Origin of the sequence: Kineosporia sp. R_H_3 (assembly GCF_002198675.1) — a bacterium.
Classification (GTDB): Bacteria; Actinomycetota; Actinomycetes; order Actinomycetales; family Kineosporiaceae; genus R-H-3.
The window spans coordinates 14,419-36,626 of record NZ_MWLL01000209.1 but is presented as its reverse complement, the minus strand read 5'-3'; the positions used below and the strand labels follow the sequence as shown (position 1 = coordinate 36,626).

At 74.2% G+C, this 22,208-nt stretch carries 14 protein-coding genes; 12 read left to right on the top strand and 2 right to left on the bottom strand.

The annotated features are described in order from the left end of the window. Nucleotides 1-139 precede the first annotated feature (139 nt). Nucleotides 140-1,009, top strand: coding sequence for a serine hydrolase (locus ECOMGDLI_RS26425; protein WP_233153639.1), 870 nt, complete (start codon nt 140-142; stop codon nt 1,007-1,009). Between the two features lie 25 nt (nt 1,010-1,034). Here the strand turns inward: ECOMGDLI_RS26425 and ECOMGDLI_RS26420 are convergent, their stop codons facing one another. Then, on the bottom strand, nt 1,035-2,939 hold the full coding sequence (locus ECOMGDLI_RS26420; protein WP_088319827.1) for an NAD(P)/FAD-dependent oxidoreductase: 1,905 nt from the start codon (nt 2,937-2,939) through the stop codon (nt 1,035-1,037). A 202-nt stretch (nt 2,940-3,141) separates the two neighbouring features. Here ECOMGDLI_RS26420 and ECOMGDLI_RS26415 point away from each other — a divergent pair, with 202 nt between their 5' ends. The 9 genes from ECOMGDLI_RS26415 to ECOMGDLI_RS26375 all read left to right on the top strand — a co-directional run bounded on the left by ECOMGDLI_RS26415 (nt 3,142) and on the right by ECOMGDLI_RS26375 (nt 20,137). Further along, complete coding sequence (locus ECOMGDLI_RS26415; protein ID WP_088319826.1) at nt 3,142-3,792, top strand: nitroreductase family protein; 651 nt, start codon at nt 3,142-3,144, stop codon at nt 3,790-3,792. Next, complete coding sequence (locus tag ECOMGDLI_RS26410) at nt 3,789-5,423, top strand: class I adenylate-forming enzyme family protein (protein ID WP_088319825.1); 1,635 nt, start codon at nt 3,789-3,791, stop codon at nt 5,421-5,423. The genes ECOMGDLI_RS26415 and ECOMGDLI_RS26410 overlap by 4 nt, the downstream gene beginning before the upstream one ends. Nucleotides 5,424-5,473: 50 nt before the next feature. Further along, nucleotides 5,474-6,082: a TetR/AcrR family transcriptional regulator gene (locus tag ECOMGDLI_RS26405; RefSeq protein ID WP_198955201.1), complete on the top strand. Its 609-nt coding sequence runs from the start codon at nt 5,474-5,476 to the stop codon at nt 6,080-6,082. A 114-nt stretch (nt 6,083-6,196) separates the two neighbouring features. Continuing rightward, nucleotides 6,197-6,796, top strand: coding sequence for a recombination mediator RecR (recR, locus tag ECOMGDLI_RS26400; protein ID WP_088285067.1), 600 nt, complete (start codon nt 6,197-6,199; stop codon nt 6,794-6,796). Beyond that, the gene (locus ECOMGDLI_RS26395; RefSeq protein ID WP_088319824.1) at nt 6,789-7,412 is read left to right on the top strand and encodes a DUF5063 domain-containing protein; all 624 of its coding nucleotides are present in this window, start codon (nt 6,789-6,791) and stop codon (nt 7,410-7,412) included. Before recR ends, ECOMGDLI_RS26395 begins: the two co-directional genes overlap by 8 nt. 40 nt (nt 7,413-7,452) lie before the next feature. Further along, nucleotides 7,453-11,163 carry a tetratricopeptide repeat protein gene (locus tag ECOMGDLI_RS26390; protein WP_088319823.1) on the top strand — a complete coding sequence of 1,237 codons (3,711 nt, stop codon included), beginning with the start codon at nt 7,453-7,455 and terminating at the stop codon, nt 11,161-11,163. 830 nt (nt 11,164-11,993) lie between these two features. After that, nucleotides 11,994-17,591: a LamG-like jellyroll fold domain-containing protein gene (locus tag ECOMGDLI_RS26385; protein ID WP_088319822.1), complete on the top strand. Its 5,598-nt coding sequence runs from the start codon at nt 11,994-11,996 to the stop codon at nt 17,589-17,591. Beyond that, the gene (gene glsA / locus ECOMGDLI_RS26380) at nt 17,588-19,408 is read left to right on the top strand and encodes a glutaminase A (protein WP_088319821.1); all 1,821 of its coding nucleotides are present in this window, start codon (nt 17,588-17,590) and stop codon (nt 19,406-19,408) included. The genes ECOMGDLI_RS26385 and glsA overlap by 4 nt, the downstream gene beginning before the upstream one ends. 12 nt (nt 19,409-19,420) lie before the next feature. Beyond that, nucleotides 19,421-20,137 carry a metallophosphoesterase gene (locus tag ECOMGDLI_RS26375; protein WP_088319820.1) on the top strand — a complete coding sequence of 239 codons (717 nt, stop codon included), beginning with the start codon at nt 19,421-19,423 and terminating at the stop codon, nt 20,135-20,137. A 14-nt stretch (nt 20,138-20,151) separates the two neighbouring features. Here ECOMGDLI_RS26375 and ECOMGDLI_RS26370 read toward each other — a convergent pair whose 3' ends face one another. After that, nucleotides 20,152-20,643 (bottom strand): Crp/Fnr family transcriptional regulator, encoded by a 492-nt coding sequence (locus ECOMGDLI_RS26370; protein WP_158221167.1) that lies wholly within the window; start codon nt 20,641-20,643, stop codon nt 20,152-20,154. A 142-nt stretch (nt 20,644-20,785) separates the two neighbouring features. Between ECOMGDLI_RS26370 and ECOMGDLI_RS26365 the strand changes: the two genes are divergently transcribed. After that, nucleotides 20,786-21,307 (top strand): VOC family protein, encoded by a 522-nt coding sequence (locus tag ECOMGDLI_RS26365; protein ID WP_088319818.1) that lies wholly within the window; start codon nt 20,786-20,788, stop codon nt 21,305-21,307. 84 nt (nt 21,308-21,391) lie between these two features. After that, the gene (locus tag ECOMGDLI_RS26360; RefSeq protein WP_143447952.1) at nt 21,392-22,207 is read left to right on the top strand and encodes a maleylpyruvate isomerase family mycothiol-dependent enzyme; all 816 of its coding nucleotides are present in this window, start codon (nt 21,392-21,394) and stop codon (nt 22,205-22,207) included. Nucleotide 22,208: the final 1 nt, after the last annotated feature.

The following is a 22,208-nucleotide window of genomic DNA, read 5'->3' as shown; positions in this document are numbered from 1 at the left end:
GCCCCCCGCACCGCGCCCCGCGACGACGAGGTGAGCTTCGACGACGCCGACGTCGAGGGCTCCTCGCTCGTCGGCGCGCCCGTCGTCGAGCAGCTCCTCGGGGGCAAGCTCATCGACGAGCGCGAGGAGTGAGCCGCCGGTGACCGGCATCGCGACCGGCGACCGTTCGGCGCTCGCCTCGTCCCTCGCGGGTGTGCTCTCCGCGATCGACGGCTGGGACGTCCCCGCCGCCGGCCTCGTCGTCACCGATGCGCACGGCCTGCTCGCGTCCCGCGGCGCCGTCGACGAGCCCTCCCGGGTCGCGTCGGTGAGCAAGCTGCTCACCGCCTACGCGCTCGGGGTCGCCGTCGAGGAGGAGGCCGTCACCCTCGACGACCCCGCCGGCCCGCCCGGGGCCACCCTGCGGCACCTGCTCGCGCACACGGCCGGGTACGGCTTCGAGAGCGACGCCCCGGTCGTCTGCGCACCGGCGACCCGCCGGGTGTACTCCAACCGTGGCATCGAGGAGGCCGCCGACCACCTCGCGACGGCCAGCGGTGTCCCGTTCGCCGAGTACCTCACCGAGGCCGTCCTCGAACCCCTCGGGCTCACCGCGACGACGCCGCAGGGGTCGCCCGCGTTCGGCTTCCACAGCACGGTCACCGACCTCGCGGCGTTCGGCCGCGAGCTGCTCGCCCCCACGGTGCTGCACCCGTCGACGCTCACCGGGTTCGTCGAGGTCGCCTACCCGGGCCTGGCAGGCATCGTCCCGGGCGTCGGCCGGTTCGACCCCTGCGACTGGGGCCTGGGCTTCGAACGCAACTTCGGACGGGCCGGGCACTGGGCCGGCACGAGGGTCTCCCCGCGCACCTTCGGCCACTTCGGCGGCAGCGGCTCGTTCCTCTGGGCCGACCCGACCCGCGGTGTCGCCGTCGCATGCCTGACGCAGCAGGAGTTCGGGCCGTGGGCGATGCACGCCTGGCCGCCGCTGTGCGACGCGCTCGTCGCCGTCCTCGACGGCGCGCGCTGACCCCGGCCGCCGCGACGGCGCGGGCTCAGCGCGCCCGGCGCACGAGGAAGTCGCCCAGGTCGGGCTCGCGGATCATCTCCCGGTAGTCGACGATCCGCCACGGCAGCGTCGAGACGACCCGGCCGGCCGGGTTGCGGTACCAGTTCGTCATCCCGGGATGCGTCCAGATCATCGCGCCGTGGGCGGCGTCCACCCGCTCGGTGTACGCCTGCGCGACGTCCGCGTGCGGCTCGACCGACGTGATGCCCTCGCCGAGCATCCGCTCGACGAGCCGGATGACGTACTCGGCCTGGAACTCCGCGATCGTGATCATGCTGCCGCCGTGCCCGAGCGCGGTGTTCGGGCCGATGAGCATGAAGAAGTTCGGCAGGTCCGGCACCGTGACGCCGAGGTAGGCGGTCGCGTCGTCCGGACCCCACTGCTCCCGCACGGTGCGCCCGGACCGGCCGCGGACCTGCCACGGCCCGAGGAACTCGTGCGCCTGGAAGCCCGTGCAGAGGATGACGACGTCCGCGTCGACGTGCGCGCCCGCGCTCTCGACCCCGGACGGCGTGAAGCGCACGACCTCCTCGGCGACGAGGTCGACGTGGTCGCGGCGCAGCGCCGCGAACCAGCCGTTGTCGAGGAGCATCCGCTTGCCGAAGGGCGGGTAGTCGGGCAGGCACTTCGCGAGCAGGTCCGGCCGGTCGGCGAGCTCCGCCTCGAGGTAGCGGGTGAAAACCCTTCTGTGGGCGTCGTTCTCGGCGTTCACCGACCGGGTCGGCTCGGTCCACGCCGGGTCGCGCTGCAGCGACCGGTGCACCTTGTCGTTGAAGGTCCAGGCGAGCCGGGCCCGGTACCAGGCGCGGTACAGCGGCACGGTCCGCATGAGCCAGTGCGCCTCGTCCGGGAAGCGCCGGAAGATGTCCGAGTTCGGTGCGACCCACTGCGGCGACCGCTGGAACACCGTGAGGTGCGCGACGTCGTCCACGACCGCCGGCACGATCTGCATCGCGCTCGCACCGGTGCCGATGACGACGACCCGCCGGCCGGTGAGGTCGACGTCGTCCGGCCACAGCGCCGAGTGGAACACCTTGCCGGAGAACGACTCCATGCCCTCGATGACCGGCACGCGCGGCCGGTTGAGCTGCCCGACGGCGCTCACGACGGCGTTCGCCCGGAACGTCTCGCCGGCCGTCGTCGTGACGACCCACTCCTGCACCGCGTCGTCCCACGCGGACGACGCGACCTCGGTGCCGAACCGCACGAGGCCGCGCAGGTCGTTGGCGTCGGCGAAGTCCTTGAGGTACTGCTCGACCTCGGGCTGCCGGCCGAAGTACGTCGCCCAGTCGTGGTCGAAGAAGGAGTACGAGTAGAGATGGCTGGGGGTGTCGACGCCCGCGCCCGGGTAGCGGTTCTCCAGCCAGGTGCCGCCGACGTCGTCGTTCTTCTCGAGCACCGTCACCGTGACGCCGAGGGCCCGCAGCCGCAGCGCCGCGAGCATCCCGGAGACGCCGGCCCCGACGATCAGTGCGCTGAACCCGGCCGCACCGGCGACCGGCCCGTGCTCGCGTGCCGGCGCGAAGCCGAGCAGCTCGGCGAGCATCGGCTCGAACTCCGGCGGCACCGGCTCGCCCTGCGCGACCTCGAGCAGCTCGACGAGCGCGTCGCCGCGCGGCGCGGGGACGGCGACCGGCCGCCCGTGCGACCACGCGAGCACCGCCTCGAGCGCCGCCGCCCGGACCTGCGCCTGCACGTCGTCCGGCAGGCCGCCGGAGGCGTTGTCGTCCATGCCGCGCCCGCGCTGCGGCCGGTACGGCGCGGCGAGCCAGCGGCGGTCGCCGGTGAGCTGGTGCAGCACGACGACGAGCGTCGGGATGTTCGCGTGCTCGAGCGCTGCGGCGAGCCGGTCGGCGTCGACCGGGGCCGCGGGGGTGTCCAGGAGGGTCATGCGCCGTCCCGTCGGTTCGGATGGTCCTCGCCGAGGTACGGCGGGCAGACCTGGGTGTAACGGCTGTTAGGTCACGGTAGACGTGCGGGCCGTCCGGAGCCAAGACCCCTGCGTATCCCAGTCGAAGCACCTCTTGACCAGAGACCTAGGTCACACCATGCTGTCGCTGACGAACCCTAACCACGGCTAGGACGGAGCAGCAATGGAGCTGATCGACGCCATGCGGACCACCGGCACGTGCCGGTACTTCTCCGACGACCCGGTGCCCGACGAGGTGCTGTACAGCGCCTTCGACGCCGCCCGGTTCGGCCCGCAGGGCGGCAACCGGCAGCCCGTGCGCTACGTCGTCGTCCGCGACCCCGCGCGCAAGAAGGCCCTCGCCGACCTCTACCTCCCGCCGTGGAAGGGCTACCTCGCCGCGATCTCGACCGGCGACATCAACGTCGGCGCCCTGGACAAGACCGTGCAGGCCGCCGACGACTTCGCCGAGAACCTGCACAAGGTCCCGGCGATCATCGTCGTCTGCGCCGAGATGGCCGGCCTGCACCCGACCGACACCGAGCTCGGCCGGCTGTCCGTCGTCGGCGGCTGCTCGATCTACCCGACGATGCAGAACCTCTGCCTCGCCCTGCGCGACCAGGGTGTGGCGACGGCGGTGACGACGCTGCTGTGCCTGTCCGAGCCCGCGGTCACCGAGCTGCTCGAGATCCCCGAGGGCTTCATCACGGCCGCGCACATCGCCGTCGGCTACCCCGCCAAGGGCTTCCCGACCAAGCTCACCCGCTCCCCGGTCGAGGACATCGTGCACCTGGAGACCTTCGGGTCGCCGATGTACGCGAGCACGGCCGGATGACGGCGGTGTCGTCCGCCGCGTCGAACGGAGCCCTGCCCGAGCACTACCGCGCCGCCCTCGGCCGGTCGACGCTGGGCGACCAGCTCCGCCGGCACGCCGCGAACCAGCCCGGCAAGGTCGCGTTCGTCGCGTTCGGCGCGGACGGCACGCGGACCGCGGTCACGTACGGCGAGCTCGACGCGATGGCCAACCGGGCCGCGCACGTGCTCCTCGGGCAGGGCGTCGTCCGCGGCGACCGGGTCGCGATGCTCTCCCGCAACCGGGTCGACGTCGTCGCCGTCTACTACGGCGCGCTCAAGGTCGGGGCGACGTTCACCGTCGTCAGCCCGCTGCTCAAGCCGCACGAGGTGCGCGCCCAGCTCGAGCACGCCGAGCCGACCGTGCTCGTCGCGACGCACGACCTCGTGCCGGGCGGCGCGGCCGCGGCCGAGGGCCTGCCGGTGCGCTGCCTCGACCTGGACGGCGGCCCGACGGGTGCGGCCGGCGGCGAGCTCGCGCCGGGCTGGCTGTCGTGGGCCGACCTCGTCGCGGCGGCACCGGCGACCCAGCCGGACGCCGAGGTCGACGAGCTCGACGTCGCGATGCTCGTCTACACCAGCGGCACCGAGGCGGCGCCGAAGGGCGTGCTCGTGCCCCACCGCAACTACCTCACGTCGACCGCCCCGGCGTGGTCGTGGGGGCTGCGGACCGGCCCGGACGACGTGTGGCTGTTCGTCATGCCGTTCTTCACGATCGCCGGTCTCGGCTCGATGACGACGCTGACGATGATGGGCGCGACCCTCGTGCTGCCCGCCGCGGTCGACCCGGAGTCGGCGCTGCGGATCGTCCGCGAGGAGGGCGTCACGGTCATCGCGCAGACGCCGACGTTCTACATGGCGCTCGCGCAGCACCCGGACTTCGGCCCGGACGCCGTCGGCACCGTCAAGCGCTGCATGACGTACGGCGGCCAGATGACCCCGAGCACGATCGACGCGTGGGCCAAGGCCTCGCCGGACGTCGTGTGGGGCACCTACTGGGGGCAGTCCGAGCTCTCCCAGCTCGGCACCGTCGGCTGGTTCCGCACGCTCGACGACATCCCGGGCGGCGACCCGACGTGGATCGGCAAGCCGGTGACGCACCTCGAGGTCCGCGTCGTCGGCCTCGACGGGCAGGACGCCGACCTCGGCGAGCTCTGGTGCCGCAGCCCCTCGGCGATGCTCGGGTACTACAAGGACCCCGAGCGCACCGCCGAGGTGTTCCGCGACGGGTGGGTGCACACCGGTGACATGGTCCGGCGGGACGCCGAGGGCAACCTCTTCTTCCACGACCGGATCAAGGACGTCATCAAGTCCGGCGGGATGAACGTCTCCTCCCAGGAGGTCGAGCGGGCCCTCATGCAGCACCCGGCCGTGCTGCGGGCGGCGGTCGTCGGCCGCGCGGACGAGTACTGGTCCGAGGCGGTCACCGCGTTCGTCATCCCGAAGCCGGACGCCGACGTCGACACCGCGGCGGTGCTCGACTTCTGCCGGGACCGGCTCGCCGGCTACAAGGTGCCCAAGGCCGTGCACGTCGTGCCGGAGTTCCCGGTCGACCCGCAGGGCAAGATCCTCAAGCGCACGCTGCGCGACCCGTCGTGGACGCCGGCCGGCTGACCGAGCGGTCGGGGCGGGCGGCCGGTGCCGCGTCGGTAGGGTCTGGCGCCGTGGACGAGCCGATGCGCCGGGGCCGGGTGACGGCGGAGCAGATCGTCTCCGCCGCCGCCCGGCTCTTCGCGTCCGACGGCTACCACGAGATCGGGATGCGGGAGATCGCCGACGCCCTCGGCATCCGCGGCGCGAGCCTCTACCACCATTACGCGTCGAAGGAGGAGATCCTCTTCGCGATCTGCCTGACGGTGAGCGAGGAGCCGGTCGAGCGGACCCTGCCGGTGCTCGACGAGGCCGGGACGCCGACCGAGCGGCTCACCCGGCTCGTCCGGGGGCACCTGCTCCACCTCGTCGAGCGGCAGGTCGAGCACCTCGTGGGCCGGCACGAGCTCGCGGCGCTCACCCCGGAGCACCGGGCCGTCGTCGACGGGCACCGGCGGTACTACCAGCGCCGGGTCGCCGACACGGTCGCCGCGGGGGTGCGCGCCGGTGAGCTGCACGTGGCCGACGTCCGGCTCGTGACCCTCGCCCTGCTCGACATGCTCAACGGCACGAGCTCCTGGTACCGGCCCGACGGGCCGCTGGCCGCGGAGGACCTCGCCGGCACCTACGTCCGGCTCGCCGTCGAGGGGCTGCTCGGCGGGCGGCTGCCGGACTGCGGCTGAGCACGGGCGGGCAGGACGGCGTCCGCCTCGGGCGTTCGGACCTTTCGTAGGTAAGGCTTGGATCACGTGGTTCGGGCGGCGCCGATGTCCGCGGGGTCACGTAGGCTGCCGGATGTGTACGAAGGCGTGGTCCAGGACCTCATCGACGAGCTCGGGCGGCTGCCCGGGGTCGGTCCGAAGAGTGCCCAGCGGATCGCCTTCCATCTGCTCGCCTCCGACCCGGCGGACATCCGCCGTCTCGTGTCGGCGCTCACGGAGGTCACCGAGAAGGTGCGCTTCTGCGACGTCTGCGGGAACGTGTCGGCCGACCAGCAGTGCCGGATCTGCCGCGACCCGCGGCGGGACCTCTCGGTGCTGTGCGTGGTCGAGGAGCCGAAGGACGTCGTCGCGATCGAGAAGACACGCGAGTTCCGCGGCCGGTACCACGTGCTCGGCGGGGCGATCAGCCCCATCGAGGGCGTCGGCCCGGACGACCTCCGGATCAAGGAGCTCGTCCAGCGGCTCGCGTCAGGGGACGTCACGGAGATCATCATCGCGACGGACCCGAACCTCGAAGGGGAGGCGACGGCGACGTACCTCGCCCGTTGGCTCAAGCCGATGGGCGTCAGGATCACGCGGCTCGCGTCCGGGCTGCCCGTCGGGGGGGACCTCGAGTACGCCGACGAGCTGACACTGGGCCGGGCCTTCGAGGGGAGGAGACTTCTGGATGTCTGACCGGAGCACCGACACACCCGTCACCGACGGCCTCGCCGTCACGGTGGAGAACGTCGCCGAGCGGCAGGAGCTGCGCCGTCTCGCCGACGAGACCGCGGCCGACGCGCAGGCCTACCTGGACGCCCTGACCGAGGTCGCCGCCGGCTCCGCGCCGGACACCGCGATCCCGGTCCTGCTGCTCGCGCTCTCGCAGACCTCGGTCGCGGGCGCCCGGCTCGGCGCCATCAGCGACGTCGTCCCGAGCGAGCGGTTCGAGCCGGACGCCGGCCCCGACCCGGACGTCGACCCGGTGCGGCAGAACCTCGCGAACCTCTTCCACGGCCTCGACGACTACGCCGACGTCGTCGACCCGCTGACGAACCACGAGGTCGTCCGGGCGAGCCTCGTCGACGACCTCGCCGACGTCGCGACCGAGCTCGCGCACGGCCTCAAGCACTACCGCGCGGGCCGCATCGACGAGGCGCTGTGGTGGTGGCAGTACTCCTACCTGTCGACGTGGGGCGTGCGGGCGACGAGCGCGCTGCGCGTCCTCCAGACGGTGCTCGCGCACCTGCGGCTCGACGCCGACCCGGACACCGTCGCGGACGCCGAGTTCGAGGCACTGCACGTCAGCTGACCGCCTGAGCCCGCGGGCGCGGACAACTGGGAGACCGGGCGTGGACGACCCGCAGGCGTACATCGCCGCCGACAGGCGGCGGGCGATCGCGGCCGGGGTCGAGCTGCCCACGCGGGTGCGGGGTGCGGCGCTCTTCGCCGACATCTCCGGGTTCACACCGCTCACCGAGGCCCTGGCCCGCGAGCTCGGGCCGCGGCGGGGCGCCGACGAGCTGAGCACCGTGCTCGGGGTGGTCTTCGAGGCCCTCCTGTCGCGGCTGCACGCGCACGGCGGCGACGTCATCTCCTTCAGCGGTGACGCCGTCACGTGCTGGCTCGACGGGGACGACGGCCTGCGGGCGGTCGCGTGCGGCCTCGCCATGCAGGAGGCGATGGCGGACGTCGGCCGGGTCGTCACGCCGTCCGGCACCGCCGTCGACCTCGCGATGAAGGTCGCCGTCGCGGTGGGGGAGGCCCGCCGGCTCGTCGTCGGCGACCACCGGGTGCAGCTCGTCGACGTCCTCGCCGGCCGCCTCGTCGACCACCTCGCCGCGGCCGAGCGGCGGGCGACGACGGGCACGGTGACCCTCGACGCGTCGGCGCTCGACGCCCTCGGCGACCGGGCCGACGTCGAGGTGCTCCCCGCGGACCCCGCGGGCGACGCGGATCTCCCGGACCGCGCGGATCTCCCGGACGGCGCAGCCGGCCGGCGGGTCGGCGTCCTCCGCGGGCTGCGGGTGCCGCGACCCGCCCCGATGCCGTGGCAACCGCCCCCGGACCTGCCCGAGCACGTCGTCCGGCAGTGGCTGCTGCCCCAGGTCTACGAGCGGATGCGGTCCGGGCGCGGTGAGTTCCTCGCCGAGCTGCGGCCCGCCGTCCCGCTCTTCGTGTCGTTCGGCGGGATCGACTACGACACCGACCCGGCGGCGCACGCCAAGCTCGACGAGTTCGTGATGGAGGCCCAGCGGGTCGTCGACGCCTACGGCGGCAGCACCCTCCAGCTGACCCTCGGCGACAAGGGCGCCTACCTCTACGCCGTCTTCGGCTCCCCGCTCGCGCACGAGGACGACGCCGCGCGGGCCTGCGCCGCGGCCCTCGAGCTGCGGGCGCTCGAGGGCCGGACGAGCGCGACCGACCTACGGATCGGGATCGCGACCGGGCGCCTGCGCAGCGGCACGTACGGGCACCCGACCCGGCGCACGTTCTGCTGCCTCGGGGACGCCGTGAACGTCGCGGCCCGGCTCATGTCCGCCGCGGCGCCCGGCGAGATCATCGTCGACGGCCGGGTGCACCGCGCGGCCGAGGACCGGTTCGCGTGGCGCCGGCTCGCCCCGCTCGCGGTCAAGGGCAAGAGCGCCGCGATCCAGGCGCACGCCCTCGAGGACGTCCGGGCCGGCGGCACCGGGCTCGCGGCGCGGCTCGCCGTCCGGTTCACCGAGCCGATGGTCGGCCGGGTCCGCGAGCTCGGCCTCGTCACCGAGGTCGTCGAGGACGTCGCCGCCGGCTCGGGACGGGTGCTCGAGATCGTCGCCGAGGCCGGCATGGGCAAGTCCCGGCTCGTCGCGGAGATGGTGCGGGTGCTGTCCCGCAGCGGGGTCGCCGTCCACGTCGGTGAGAGCCCGTCGTTCGGCGCCGGCACGAGCTACGCCGCGTGGCGCGACGTCTGGTGGGACCTGCTCGGGCTCGGCGGTCTCGACCCCGACGACGTGCCGGCGGTGAGCTCCGCGCTGCGGGCCCGGCTGGAGTCCGTCGACCCGGGGCTCGTCTCCCGGTTGCCGCTGCTCGGTGCGCTGCTCGACCTCGCGCTGCCGGACACCGACCTGACCAGCGGTTTCGACGCCAAGCTGCGCAAGACGTCGCTGGAGGACCTCGCCGTCCGGATCGTCACGCACCGGGCCTCGACGGCGCCGCTCGCGCTCGTCGTCGAGGACAGCCACTGGATGGACCCGCTGTCCCGGGACCTGCTCACCGTGCTCGCCCAGGCGGCCGCGGTGGTGCCGCTGCTCGTCGTCGTGGCGTACCGGCCGGCCGGTGCCGGGGAGCCGGGGACCGGGCTCGAGGTGCTGGCGCACCGCCGGGCCCTGGAGCTCGAGGCGCTCGACGACGACGTCGTCGCGGCACTGGTCCGGTCGCTCGTCCGGGCCCGGACGCCGGACGCCGGGGACGTGCCCGAGGTGCTCGTCGAGCGGGTCGTCGGGCGCAGCGCGGGCAACCCGTTCTACGTCGAGGAGCTCGTCACGTACCTGCTCGAGCGGGCCGACGGCCGCTTCACGGGCGTGGACGTCGAGACCCTCGACATGCCCGAGAGCCTCGCCGCGCTCGTCCTCTCCCGGATCGACACCCTCGCCGAGGGTCCGCGGACGACGGCCAAGGTCGCGAGCGTCGTCGGCCGCTCGTTCACCGGGACCGCGCTGCGTGCCGTCCATCCCGACCTCGGCGACCGGGCCGGCGTCGACGCCGACCTCGACGTCCTGCGCGAGGTCGACCTCCTCACGCTCGACGACGCGGCGACCCGGCTGCACGCCTTCCGGCACGTCATCGTGCGGGACGTCGCCTACGAGTCGATGCCGCACGGCGTCCGGACCCGGCTCCACGAACGGGCGGGCGATCACGTCGCCGCGACGGCGTCCACGGCCGGCGGCCAGCTCCTCGACCTCGTCGCCTACCACTACGTGCGCGGCGGCGACGACGCGAAGAAGCGGTCGGCGCTGCTCGCGGCAGGTGCGGCGGCGCGGGCCCGGTACGCGAACTCGACGGCCATCGAGCACTACCGGGCGGTGCTGCCGCTGCTCGACGACGGCGCCCGCGGCCCCGTGCTGCTCGCCCTCGGCCAGGTGCTCGAGCTCACCGCCGCCTGGGACGACGCCGACCGGGCGTACACGCAGGCCCGGGCGCACGCCGACGCGGTCGGCGACCGGGCCGCGACCGGCTGGGCGGACGTCGCGCTCGCCGAGGTCGCCCGCAAGCAGGGCCGCTTCGCGGACGCCGAGGACCGGCTCGCGGAGGCGGCCGACGCGTTCACCGCGCTCGTCGACGAGGTGGGCCTGGGCCGGGTGCTGCACCTGCGCGGGACCCTCGCCGCCCAGCAGGGCCGCTACGACGACGCCCGTGCGCACTACGAGGCGAGTCTCGTCGTCCGGGAACGGCTCGGGGACCGCGCGCAGGCCGCCGCGCTCCTCAGCAACCTCGGCGTCATCGCCGAGTACACCGGCGACTACGCGGCGGCCCGCGCCCTCAACGAGCAGGCCCTCGCGCTGCGCACCCAGGTCGGCGACCGCTGGGCGATCGGGGTCTCGCAGAACAACCTCGGCATGATCGCTCTGCTCACCGAGGACTTCGTCGACGCGAAGGCCCGCTTCACCGAGGCGATGCGCCTCAACCTCGAGGTCGGCGACGCCTGGATGGTCGCCATCGCGCACAACAACCTCGCGAACGCGCTGCGCGGCCTCGGCGACCTCGACGGTGCCCGCGCCGGCTACGCCCGCGCCCTGGAGGCCTACCAGCGCTGGGACGACCGCTGGGCCCTGGCGATCCTCCTCGAGGACGTCGCCGTCACCGCCACCCGCCTCGGCGCTCGGGCGGACGCGCTCCGCCTGCTCGGCGCGGCCGAGACCCTGCGTGCCGAGATCGGCTCACCCCGCTCACCGAGCGACGAGACGGGCCTCGCCGAGGTGCTCACGCCGGCCGGACCCGACGACGAGTCGCTCCTCGCCGAAGGCCGTGCCCTGACGCTCCCCGCGGCCGCGGACCTCGCGCTCGCCGTCTGCCGCTGACCGTTCTCGTCGTCGGCCTCGTCGTCCTCGTCGTCCCGCTCACGCAGCAGGTAGAGCCGGCCGTCCGCTTTGCTCTGCCATCAGGAGCGAGCCAAGGGTGTTTGCTCTGCCCTCGCTTGTGAGGGTGCTTGCTCTGCCCTCGCTTGTGAGGGTGCGGCCCCGCCGGCGTCGACAGCGAGCCCTCCTCTGCCCGATCAGGACCACGCCGTCGCACCGCGCCACAGCATCGACGTCACCCGACGACACACCGGCGCCGACCCAGCGTGTCGCCGAGCAACGACGAAGCCGTGGCGCCGTCCGCCGAGCCACGACGCAACCAGAAGTCCCCGTCCAGGGGCCTTCGTGCGCCGGAACGGCACTTGTGGTTGCGCTGTGGTCGGCGGCCGCCCGGTCACGGCGGCCCTGGCTCGCTTCTGATGGCAGAGCAAGGCCCGGGAGCAGCCGGCTTGGCTCGCTGCTGATGGCAGAGCAAACACCCCGTGCGACCTGCCCGCCACCCTCACCACCCTCACAACTGAGGGCAGAGCAAACAGGGCGAGGGGGTACGCACCGGGCGGGCGACATCTGGCCGTAACCGGGGAAACGAAGTCGTAACTGATGGCACGGGTTTCTGTCATCGAACCGACGGACAGCGTGCCCGGATGTCGGTGACCATCGGAGCAGGCTGCGTGACGTGCGACCGCTCGGGGGCGGGCGCGGCCGATACGGGCTGGCGGGCTCGCGCACGGGTCCCGCCCTGCCCTGGTCGCCGGGTGTCCACCGGGTGATCTGAGGAGCGCGTGTCCCGGGTCGGGCCGCGCGGGGCAGTGGGAGTCGGGGCCGTGGGCAGGATGCGCGCGCTCGTCGTCGGGATCGTCAGCGGGCTCGTCGTGGCCGGGCTGCCGGTGCTGCCCGGCCTGCCCTCCGCGGTGTCGGCGCCGCCGGCCGCGGCCGTGACGGGCCTCGCCGAGCCGCGGCTCGGGCGGGCCGAGGCCCTCGCCGGCTGGGGCAACCCCTTCGGCGGTGCACCGGCCGAGGCCTCGTGCGGGGACTACGCCGTCACCTCGATCACGGGCTACCAGAACGACGAGCCGGACCAGGGCCGGGACTGGCTCAACGGCATCACCTTCCGCTGCGCCCCGGCGGTGCTGGACGGCGGCGCGGCAGCGGTCGGGACGGCGTTCGACGGGCCCGGGTACGGCCCGACGACTGACCGCGTCTCCACGGCGACCTGCCCGGCGGGCTCGCTGGCCGTCGGCGCGACGGGCACCGCCGGTGCCCTCGTCGACGCGATCACGCTCCTGTGCGCACCGCTCGACCCGGCGACGGGCACGCTCGGCGCGGCGGAGGCGACCTCCCGGGTCGGCGGCGCCGGCGGCGGCGGCCGACCGGCGCAGCTGTGCCCCGCGGGCAGCGTCATGACCGGGGCGACCGGCCGCTCCGGCGACGGGCTCGACTTCTTCTCCGTCGTCTGCCGGTCCCTGACCTTCGCCCCGGACCTCGCCCTGCGCTTCGCCGGCGGGACGACGGCCGCGCGCGTCGTCGCCACGGTGCCGGGGACGGCGACCCTCACCCGGGACCTCACGCTCGCCGCCGACGTCCGGTGGGACGGCGGCACCGGCGTCCGCGGCGTCGTCAGCCGGCCGGCCTCCGACGGCCCGGGCGCGGCGCCGCGGGAGGGCTGGAGCCTGCTCGTCGACGACGGCCGGCCCTGCCTCTCCGTGCTCGCGGTCGTCCTCGCCGACAGCGAGGAGGAGGCCGAGCCGACGACCGAGCTGCGCCGGGTCTGCGCGCCGGCCGCGCTCCCGGCCGGTGCCTGGGCGCACCTCGAGGGTGTCTACACGGGCACCTCGGCGTCCGTCACCGTCGACGGGGTCACGACGACCCGCACCTGGGGCATGCCCGCCGACGCCCTGCAGCCCGACGAGGGCGCCGCGCTCGTCGTCGGCCGGCTCTTCGCCGACGACGGCGTGTCCGGCTTCGGCGGCGACATCGACGCCGTCGAGGTGCTCGCCGGGCGCGGCACGACGGCGACGAACGTCGTCACCTTCGCCTTCGACGAGGGCACCGGCGGGACGACGGCCGGCCGCCTCCCGGGCACCGACGAGGGCGGCGCCCCGCTCACCGTCACCGCCGACCTGCTCCCCGCCGACTCCGCCGACACCCCGGCCTGGGTCGGGCGCGCGGCGGGCGACGGCCAGCCGGACAACACGACGTGGCCGACGGCGCTCACGCTGACGAGCGGCACCGAGGTCACCGGCGCCCTGCGCGCACCGGGGGAGGCCCGCTGGTACCGGATCCCCGTGCAGCCCGACGCCCGGGTCCGCGTCGACGTCACCGACCTGCCCGCCGACTACGACGTCACCCTCTACAAGGACATCGGCCAGGCGTTCACGAAGCTCCTCGTGCCGTCCGACCTCGACACGCTCTCCGCCGAGTTCGCCGGTGACGCCTTCGCCCCCAGCGTCTTCTCCCCGAGCGTGTTCTCGCCGAGCGTCTTCAGCCCGAGCGTGTTCTCGCCGTCGGTGTTCAGCCCGTCGGTGTTCTCGCCGAGCGTGTTCTCGCCCAGCGTGTTCAGCCCCAGCGTGTTCAGCCCGAGCGTCTTCTCCGACGCGTGGTCGAGCGCCCAGACCCGCAGCCTCGTCGCCGTCTCGGCCCGTGACGGCCTCGCCGACGAGTCGGTCGCGTCGGCCACCTGGGACAACACCGGGTACTTCTACGTCCGCGTCATCGGCCGCAGCGGTGCCTCCTCGCCCGCGCCGTTCCGGCTCGTCGGGACGACGACGGGTGGGGCCTGCTCGACGACGCTCTCCGGCTTCGCCGCCGACGCCCTCGGCAGCTACCCCGCCGGCCCCGCGCAGACCGTCGTCCTCACCGACTCCGCGCGCGTGCCCGGGACGGCGCAGCAGGTCGCCGACCTCATGGCCGACCTCGGCCGGCTCGCCACCGCGACGGACGGCGTCGTCGTCGACCTCGCCCTCTCCCCGCGCGTCGTGGCCCTCAACGCCCAGGCGGACGGCGTCAAGGACTGCCCGTACGCCAAGAACCTCGTCGCCGCGGCCGCCCGCGAGATCGTCAACGGCTACCGCGCCGCCGACGGGTCACCGGGGTCCCTGAAGTACGTCGTGCTCGCCGGCGGCGACGGCGTGGTGCCGTTCGTCCGCTACCCGGACGCCGCCGGCCTCGGCCCGGAGAGCGGTTACGTGCCGCCGGTCGCGGACGACACGGCCTCGCAGGCCTCGTTGCGCCGCAACACCTTCCTCTCCCAGGACGCCTACGGCGCGCGCGTCGACGTCTCCGTCAAGGGAGCCGAGCTCCCGGTGCCGGACGTCGCCGTCGGTCGGCTCGTCGAGACTGCCCCGGAGATCTCCGCCACGGTCCGCGGCTACGTCGGCGCCGACCCGGCGTCGACGACGTCCGGCACCAGGGTCATCACCCCGGCCAGTTCCCTCGTCACCGGCTACGACTTCCTCACCGACGCCGCCGACGCCGTCTCCACGACCCTGCGTGCGGGGATCGGCGGCACCGGCAACGAGGCCCTCGTGACCGACTCCGGCGTCCCGCCGAGCACGACGACGGTCGGCGGCGTCCCGAGCCGGACGACCTCCTGGACGGCCGACGACCTGCGGGCCACGCTGTTCACCCGCAAGCACGACATCACCTACCTGGCAGGCCATTTCAGCGCGAACAGCGCACTCGCCGCGGACTACTCGACGTCCGTCGTCACCACCGAGGTCGCGACGGCCGCCACGGCGCGGCCGGACCTGTTCCGTAACACCCTCGTCGTCAGCGCGGGCTGCCACTCCGGCTACAACCTGCTCGACGCGGACGGCGTCCCCGGCCTCACCCTGGGGCTCGACTGGGCGCAAGCCTTCGCGCAGCAGGGCGCCACCCTCGTCGCCGGCACCGGCTACCAGTACGGCGACACGGACTTCCTCGAGTACAGCGAGCGGCTCTATGCCGGCTTCATGCAACAGCTGCACTACGGCACAGGTGCCGACCCGGCCGCCGTGCCCGTCGGCGCCGCGCTGCTCGCGGCGAAGCAGCAGTACCTCGCGGACACCCCGTCGCTGCGCGGCATCCACACCAAGGCGCTGCTGGAGTCGACCCTCTTCGGCCTGCCGATGCTCGGCGTCGACCTCCCGAACCGGGTGCCGGCCCCGGCGACCGCCTCGACCGTCGCGGTGACCGACGTGCCGGCCGGCACCCCCGGCGCGACGCTCGGCCTGCGCAGCGGAGCGCTCGCGCTCGACCCGGTCGCGCTCACCCCGACCTCGCGCACCCTGACGAGCACGGACGGCGGCAGCGTCACCGCGACGTACCTGTCCGGCCCCGACGGTGTGGTGACGAACCCGGCGGAGCCGGCGCTGCCGCTCGTCCGTGCCGACGTCACCGTCCCCGGGACGACGCTGCGCGGCATCGGCTGGCGCGGCGGCACGTACGCCGACACCGACGGCGTGCTGCCGCTCACCGGTGCCGCGACGACCGAGACGAACGCCGTCCACGCGCCCTTCACATCGTCCGCCTTCTACCCCTCGCGGCTGGCGACCGGCAACTGGTTCGGTGCCGTCGCCGACCCGCAGGACGGCCGGACCCGGCTCGCGGTGACGCCCGCCCAGTACCGCAGCGACGCGCCCGGGTCGTCGACGACGACGCAGCGCCGCTACTCCGCGCTCGACTTCGAGCTGTTCTACAGCAACAACATCGCGACGTACGGCGGCAACACCCCCGCGCTCGCGGCACCGCCCACGATGAGCGGCGTCGACGCGCCGGCGACCGCCGGGGCCACCTCGGTGCCGGTCGCGGTCCACGTCGTCGGCGACCCGTCGGCCGGTGTCCAGAAGGTCTGGGTGACGTACACCGGGGTGCCGGGCAGCCCGTTCCACGGCACGTGGGCCTCGGTCGACCTCACCCAGGACACGGTCGACACGACGCTCTGGCGCGGGGTCGTCGACCTGCCGACCGGCCAGTCGGCCGGTGACGTCCGGTTCCTCGTGCAGGCGGTCAACGGCGTCGGCCTCGTCTCGGCCGACGACAACGGCGGCCGGTTCTGGACACCGGGGGCGACCGACCCGGTGACCGCCGCGACGGCCGCGCAGACCCCGACGACGCTCACCCTCGGTGCGACCCCGAGCGGGGTGCGGTACGGCACGACGGCGGACGTCTCGGCGACCCTGGCCGACGCGTCCGGGCCGCTCGCGGACCGCACGGTCCGGTTCACCCTCGGGACGGCGTCCGCCACCGCACGCACCGGCGCGGACGGCGTCGCGACCGCGACGCTGCCCGTCGTCGACGCCCCGGGCCCGGTCGACGTGCAGGCGGCGTTCGACGGCGACCCCGGGGGCACCGGTGCCGCCGCGTCGACGAGCGCCGTCCGCGGCGTGACGGTGACGAAGGTGCCGACCACGCTGACGCTCTCCGGCGGCCCCGTCGTCGTCCCGGCGGGCGTCGCGTCACCGAGCGGTGTCACCGCGACCCTCACCGCGGGCGGGCTCCCCGTGCGGGCGCACACCGTCTACCTCGCGGTGACCGGCTCCGGCGGGTCCGTCGTCGCCGCGGCGAGCCGGATCACCGACGTCGACGGGAAGGTCGCGCTCGGCGACGTCACGCTGCCCGCCGGCACCTACACGGTGGCGGCGGCGTTCGGCGGCCCGGTCACGCTCCCGGACGGCTCGACGACGTCCCTGGCGGACCCGGTCTACGCCGGCTCGAGCGCGACCGCACCGGGCGTCCTCACCGCGGTGTCGGGACCGCGCAGCGCGACCGTCGTGAGCGGTGACGGCCAGGTCGGCACCGCCGGCCAGCCGTTCGACAAGCCGCTGGTGGCCAAGGTCCTCGACGCCGCCGGCGCGCCGCTCGCCGGCACCCCCGTGACGTTCGCGGTCACGTCGGGCGGCGCCGCCTTCGCGACGTCCGGCACCGGGACGACGAGGTCGGTCACGGTGACGACCGGCCCCGGCGGGCTCGCGACGTCACCGGCCCTCGTCGCGGGGACGACCGCGGGCCCGGTCGTCGTCACCGCGACCGCCGACGCCGCGGCGCCACCGGTGCAGGTGACGTTCCGGGCGTCCGTCGTCTCGCTCGCGAACGCCCGGGCCGACCTCGCCGCGAGGGTCACCGCCCCCGCGTCGGCCGCCCGCGGGTCGACGTTCACGACGACCGTCACCGTGACGAACGCCGGTCCGAACACCGCCGCGAAGGTCGTCACGGGGCTCACCGTCGGGGCGCCGCTCACCGTCGTCTCGGCGCCCGGCGGCACCCTCGTCAAGGGGGTCTGGACGTGGACGGCCGCGGGCCTGCCGGTCGGCGGCAGCGTGACGTACACGGTGACGCTCAAGGCGTCCACGACGCGGGCCGCGACCGGCGGCGTGGCCGTCGCGACGGCCTCCGCGGTGCCCGATCCCAGGCTCACGAACAACGTGGCCGCGACCACGGTGAGGATCCCGTGAGCCCTCTCGACGCCCTGCTGGCCGACCTGCACGCCCGCCTCCTCGAACGGCGCGACGGCGAGATCGCCACGTACATCCCGCAGCTCGCGCTCGCCGACCCGGACGACTTCGGCCTCGCCGTCGCGACGATGGACGGCCGGGTCTACGAGGTCGGCCCGTCGACGCCCTTCACGATCCAGTCCGTGAGCAAGCCGTTCGCGTACGCGCTCGCGCTCGCCGACCGGGGCGTCGAGGAGGTGCTGCGCCACGTCGGTGTCGAACCGACCGGTGACCCGTTCAACTCGATCAGCCTCGACGAGACGACGAGCCGGCCGTACAACCCGATGGTCAACGCCGGCGCGATCGTCACGACGTCGCTCGTCGCCGGGGCGACCCGGGCCGAGCAGTTCGAGCGCGTCCTCGGCGGCCTCTCGGCGTTCGCCGGCCGGCCGCTCGAGGTCGACGAGGCGGTCTTCACGTCCGAGAAGGAGACCGGCGACCGCAACCGGGCCATCGCCTACTTCGCCCGCACCGTGGGGCTGCTCGCACCCGACGTGGACGACGTCCTCGACGTCTACTTCCGGCAGTGCTCGGTGCTCGTCACGGCCCGCGACCTCGCCGTCATGGCCGCGACCCTCGCGGGCGGCGGCGTCAACCCGGTCACCGGGGTCCAGGTCGTGCCGCGGGACGTCGTCGGCCGGGTCCTCACCGTGATGTCGACGTGCGGCATGTACGACTACGCCGGCGAGTGGCTCTACCGGGTCGGCCTGCCGGCGAAGAGCGGCGTGAGCGGTGACATCGCGGCGGTCCTGCCGGGCCAGCTCGGCATCGGGGTCCGCAGCCCGATGCTCGACCGCAACGGCAACAGCGTCCGGGGCATCGCCGCGTGCGAGGAGCTCTCGGAGCACTTCGGCCTTCACCTGCTCCACGCCGGCAGCCGGGTGCCGACCGGTGTGCGCCGGTCCTACCGGGGCGACGCGGCGCGGTCGCACCGGCTGCGGATCGCCGCCGAGCGGGCCCTGCTCGACGCCGAGGGCAGCCAGATCGCCGTCCACGAGGTCGGTGGCGACCAGGTCTTCGCGACCGCGGAGCAGCTCGTCCGGGCCGTCCTCGAGGACTCCGCGCCGGCCCGCTGGCGGATCCTCGACCTGCGCCGCGTCACCCGCGTCGACACCGCGACGGTCGCGCTCCTCACCGGGCTCGTGGCCCAGCTGCGGTCGGACGGCGTCGCCGTCGCCCTCGTCCAGCCGCTCGCCGTCGAGGCCCGCCGTGCTGTCGCCGGGGTCGCGGCCGACCACCGGGTGCAGGCCGTCGACCAGGCCCTCGAGTGGGCCGAGGGCCTGCTGCTCGCCACGCACGGCATCGAGGGCGGGCTCCCCGAGGCGCTCGTCCCGCTCGCGGGCCAGGACCTGCTCCTCGGGCTGCCCGCGGACGTCGTCGAGCGGATCGAGCGGCGCACGACGACCCAGCTCTTCCCCGGCGGCACGGTCGTCTTCGACGAGGGGGCACCGGCGGACGGCATGTACTTCGTCGCCGCCGGACAGGTGAGCGCCGACGTCCGCTCGCGCGGGGAGGGCGTCTTCGGCCGGCGCCGGCTGGCGACCATGGGCTCCGGCTCGTCGTTCGGCGAGCTCGCCCTCATGGACGGCAGCCCGCGCTCGACCCGGATCGTCGCCGACGACCCGACGCTGTGCCACCACCTGTCGGGCGCGGCGTTCGCCGAGCTCTCCGCCGAGGACCCCGAGGTCGCGCTCGCGCTCTACCGGGCGATCGCGCTGAGCCTGTCGAGCCGGCTGCGCCGGCTCACGGTTCAGCTCTCGGCCCTCGAAGGGGCCTGACAGGATCACCGGATGAGGATCCTCGCGGTGTCGGACCTGCACTACCGGCTGCCGCACTACGACTGGCTGACCCGGGTCGCCGCCGACCACGACGCGCTGGCCATCGTCGGGGACCTCGCCGACGTCGCGAGCGCCGTCCCGCACCCGGTGCAGACCGTCGTCCTCGACCGGTACCTGCGCGACCTCGCCGGCCGCACCCGGGTGCTCGCGTCGTCCGGCAACCACGACCTCGACGGCCCGGGCGAGCACGGAGAGCAGGGCGCGTCGTGGCTGCGCGGCGCGGCCGCCGACGGGCTGCACGTCGACGGCGCCTCGGTGGACGTCGGCGGCACCCGGTTCACGGTCTGCCCCTGGTGGGACGGCCCGGTGACCCGGCAGGCCGTCGCCGACCAGCTGGCCGCTGCCGCCGTCGACCGGCCGGAGCGGTGGGTGTGGCTCTACCACTCCCCGCCCGCCGGCACCGTGCTCTGCCGGGACGGCCGCCGCGAGTTCCCCGACCACGACCTCGCGGGCTGGATCGAGGAGCACCGGCCGGACGTCGTCCTCTGCGGGCACATCCACCAGGCGCCGTGGGTCGAGGGCGGCTCGTGGCACGCCCGGGTCGGCGACACGTGGGTCTTCAACGCGGGCAAGCAGGTCGGCCCGGTGCCGGCGCACATCACGCTCGACCTGGACGCCGGGACCGCGGACTGGTTCGGCGTCTACGAGTCCGGCTCGGTCGCTCTGTAAGGGCGCCCGGCGGCTCAGTGCTGGTGGTCGCCCTCGGGGTCGCGGACCGACCCGGTGCGCCCGGCCGGCGCCTGGTGGTGGACGAGCACGTCGAGGATCTGGTCGACCATCCCGAGGTGGCCGCTCGCCTGCGCGAACTGCGCCTTGACGTCGACGAGGTAGCGCGCCATGCCGTCGAGCCGCTCGGCCGTCATCCGCAGCACGGCGAGCGCCGCGTCCGGTCGCTCGCGGAAGAACGCCTGCGGATCGGTGATCTCGTGGACGACGAGGTCGGTCTGCGCGCGGACGGTCGCCGTCGCGGGCCGGTCGAGGACGACGGACATCTCGCCGAACACCGCGCCGGGGTGCAGGACCCGGGCGAAGGCGACGCCGTCCCGCTCGATCGCCGCGGCGCCCGACACGAGGACGTACATCGGCCCGGGGCCGGAACCCTCGGCCATGAGGACCTCGCCCGCGGGCACGGTGCGGGTGGGGAGGCCGTCGGCGAGGGCGAGCAGGTCGGTCACCGGACCAGTCTGCCGGAGCCCTGTTTCCGGCACGTGATCACGGCGGGACGACGGGCCCACCTGTCTCGCCAGCGGGCGCCCTCCGTCGTACAGTGGTGACACTCCCAAATTAGTACGCATTTCAACTACCCGAGGAGGGGTCATGCCGCCCACCGACGAGGAGCTCGTCGCGATCCGTTCCCGTCGCGAGGACCTCAAGGCGAAGTACGTCGTCCCGGTGGCGCAGCGCCCGGCGTCGCGGGCCCGCGGCATCCACCACGCAGCGCTCATCTGCTCCGACGTCGAGCAGACGATCGCGTTCTACCAGGGCCTGCTCGAGTTCCCGCTCGTGGAGCTCACCGAGAACCGTGACTACCCCGGGTCGTCGCACTTCTTCTTCGACCTGGGCAACGCGACGCTGCTCGGCTTCTTCGACTTCCCCGGTCTCGGTCTGCAGCCCGGGGTCGAGTCGATCGGGTCGGTCCAGCACATCGCGATCTCCGTCGAGCGGTCGAACTGGGAGTACCTGCAGGGCAAGCTCGACGCGGCCGGCATCGAGTACTTCGGCCCGGCGCAGGGCATCCCGGAGTCGATGTACTTCAAGGACCCCGACGGCATCCAGATCGAGCTGCTGTCGGACCCGCTGCTCTACTTCGCCGGCAAGCAGCTCGACCGGGAGGACTAGCTCCCGGCGTCCCCGCGCCCGCCGCGGCGGACATGGACCAGTGGACCGATCCGGGCACGACCTGGCACACGAAGGAGTGCAGCCATGAGTGAGTGGAACGCCATGACCTACGCGGGCAAGCCGACGATCCTGCGGGTGGTCCGGGAACAGGCCGAGGTGATGTTCGCGCTCGCGGAACGGCCCGGCGCCTGGGACGCGCCGACCGCCTGCGAGGGCTGGGCCGTCAAGGACGTCATCGCCCACATCGTCGACACCACCGAGGGCTACTTCCGGTCGTTCGACCTGGCCCGGCGCGGTGAGCAGGCGCCGGACCCGCACGGCCTGCTCGCGATGGCCGAGCTCGCCAACGCCGGCGCCGAGGCGCTCCACGACATCCCGCAGGCGGAGCTCATGGCGCGCCTGCGCAAGGACCTCGACGAGATGACGGCGCTGCTCGACGCGCTCACCGAGGAGGAGTGGGGCGGCCTCATCGTCACGCACTCGTACATGGGCCCCGTGCCGGCGTTCATCTACGCCGCGGGACAGCTCATGGACTACGGCGTGCACACGTGGGACATCCGCCAGGGAGCCGGTGGCTGCCACGCCTTCGACGGCGACGCCGCCGACCTGCTCGTGCCGTTCATGCCGATCATCTGGCAGAACACCGTCAAGCCCGGCACGGTCACCGAGCCGATCACGGTCGGCGTCCGGGTCAGCGGCCGCAACGCGGTCGAGTGGCGGATGACCGCCGGCCCGGACGGGTTCACGTACGAGGCGGGCAGCCTCGACGACCTGCCCGCGGTCCTCGAGTTCGACGCCGGGTCGTACGTGCTGACGACGTTCGGCCGCTACAACACCGGAACCGTGCGCGGCGACTTCGCCACCGCTGAGCGGTTCCTCAACCTGTTCTTCCGGATCTGAG